This is a genomic window from Pseudoalteromonas sp. 2CM36K (assembly GCF_023161865.1).
GTDB classification, from domain to species: Bacteria; Pseudomonadota; Gammaproteobacteria; order Enterobacterales; family Alteromonadaceae; genus Pseudoalteromonas; species Pseudoalteromonas tetraodonis.
The window spans coordinates 1-2359 of the sequence record NZ_JALNTK010000045.1 but is presented as its reverse complement, the minus strand read 5'-3'; the positions used below and the strand labels follow the sequence as shown (position 1 = coordinate 2359).

Here is a 2359-nt window from a genome sequence, read left to right as displayed (position 1 = left end):
TGTGGTACAAGCGGTTAGGTGCGACAAGAAGTCGCTTTGTTTACTGTTGAACTTTGATTCAACCCTTCGTATTGCCGAAGGTTTCCTATTTCGATATGCGTCACTAGCAATGGTGGGGTGTGAAGCTCGAAAGACAATGTAGCCTTAAGTTCAATAGTGATGTTGAACAAACTGCAAGCATCATGCGGTTGGGCCCTAGGAATTAATGGTATGTGTAATTAACTGAACAGTTGTAACTGTCGTCATTGTAAACAAGCTAAAGATGCTGACAAGCTTGAACCAAAAGGTGTGGTGGACAAGTTAACATGCTCTAGTCTCATGTTACGCAATTTAATGTGCCCCCGGCGGATTGACTGACACTAACCCATTATGTGAATAAAGCGGAACTTGGTAAGCCCGTATGCTCCCTCGTTGAGGTAGTTTCTTCGTAAGAATGAATGACGGGCATGCGGGTAAAGGACGATGGAGAAAGCGAATGCCTTGCTGTAATGGCAAAGATAGATGTATTGAACGTGACATCATGCGAAAGCATAGCCCACTTCCATCGAGTGGTTAATCACAAGAAATTTGTAATAAGATTTTAGCTTAGGAATGCAAATGAATTGCTCTTATGAACAATGTGCACCTATAAACGAAGCGCAATGCTGGTCTAACATCGATTGGAAGGCTGCAAAGCGCTACGTAGGATCATTGCAAGCGCGTATTGTGAAAGCAGTAAAGCAAGGGAGAAAAGGGAAAGTTAAAAGCCTGCAATGGTTATTGACTCATTCCTTTTATGCAAAAGCCCTTGCGGTTAAACAAGTAACGGAGAACAAAGGGCGTAAAACGTCTGGTGTTGATGGCGAAACATGGCAAAGTGCTACTAAAAAATGGCGAGCAATCTCATCGCTCAAACGCTCTGGATACAAGGCAAGTCCATTAAGGCGAGTCTTTATTCCAAAGTCGAATGGGCAGAAAAGACCTCTCGGTATCCCCACAATGCTGGATCGTGGGATGCAAGCACTATATTTGCTAGCCGTTGAGCCAGAAGTGGAGACAAACAGTGACGGCAATTCTTTTGGTTTTCGAAAACAAAGGTCTTGTGCTGATGCGATCGAACAATGCTTCAAAGTATTGTGTCGCAAACGTGCGGGAGAATGGGTGCTTGATGCGGACATTAAAGGTTGCTTCGATAATATCAGCCATGAGTGGATGCTAAAGCACTTAAACATCGACAAACCAATCCTTTCACAGTGGCTGAATGCTGGCTTTATGGAGTCTGGTAAGGTATATCCAACACTTGCAGGAACACCGCAAGGAGGAATAATCTCGCCGACGTTAATGAATATGGTATTGAATCAACTGCAAGGAACAATTGAAGAAGCTTCTGGTGTTAAAAGAGGTAAGCACCGTGAAATTCGTTCTAATGTTAAGAGAGTCTCTGTAATCAGATATGCCGATGATTTTGTTGTAACGGCTCATTCTCAAGCGTTTTTGGTAGATACAATATTGCCTTGTATTAATGAATTTATGTCCCAACGTGGTTTGGCATTATCGCCAGAAAAAACGCACGTTAGGCATATATCAGAGGGTTTTGATTTTCTTGGTCAAAATCTCAGAAAGTATAATGGCAAATTATTGGTCAAACCCAGTAGCAAAAGCGTTCTACATCTGATGAATAAGTTGAGACTTACGATCACCAAATATCGCTCTAGTCGACAAGACAGGCTAATCTTTCAGCTTAATCCAATATTAAGAGGTTGGTGCAATTATCACCGACACAGTGTCGCAAAGGAAGTATTTTGCAAGATTGACTCTGATATATGGTTGCTACTCTGGAAATGGGCATGTCGTAGACATCCTAGAAAAGGAAAATACTGGATTAGGGCTAGATACTTCCACTCTATTGGGGCGCGTAATTGGACATTCTGCACCGGTGATAAACAAATAGGCTTATTTCGGTTAGCAGCAATGCCGATTGTGCGACATCCAAAGATCAATTCCGATGCAAACCCTTACGATCCGACACATGAAACTTACTTTGAATCTCGGCTTGATGTGTTAGTAAATTCTCGCAACAAAGAACGTCTGCATAGATTATTATCACGTCAAAATGGTGAGTGTTTGTATTGCAAAGAAAAAATAACGGCTAAAACTGGTTGGAATATTCACCGCCTAGTACCTTTATATTTAGGTGGTGATAATAAAGCGAGTAATACCGTGGTTGTTCATCCTTATTGCCATAACAGCATTCATAGGAGTCAAAATACTGCTGCGCCATCCTACATGGCGTTATAACGACTTGAGCGGTATGCGGGGAAACTCGCACGTACCGTTCTTAGAGGGCTGGGCTCGAGTAATCGGGTCTGGCTACTCGACA

Annotated in this window: 1 protein-coding gene; it reads left to right on the top strand. The window is 42.5% G+C overall.

Going from position 1 to position 2359, the window contains the following annotated elements; translation table 11 throughout:
• Positions 1-597: 597 nt before the first annotated feature.
• Positions 598-2277, top strand: coding sequence for a group II intron reverse transcriptase/maturase (ltrA, locus tag MTN97_RS17730; RefSeq protein WP_248475026.1), 1680 nt, complete (start codon positions 598-600; stop codon positions 2275-2277).
• Positions 2278-2359 lie beyond the last annotated feature (82 nt).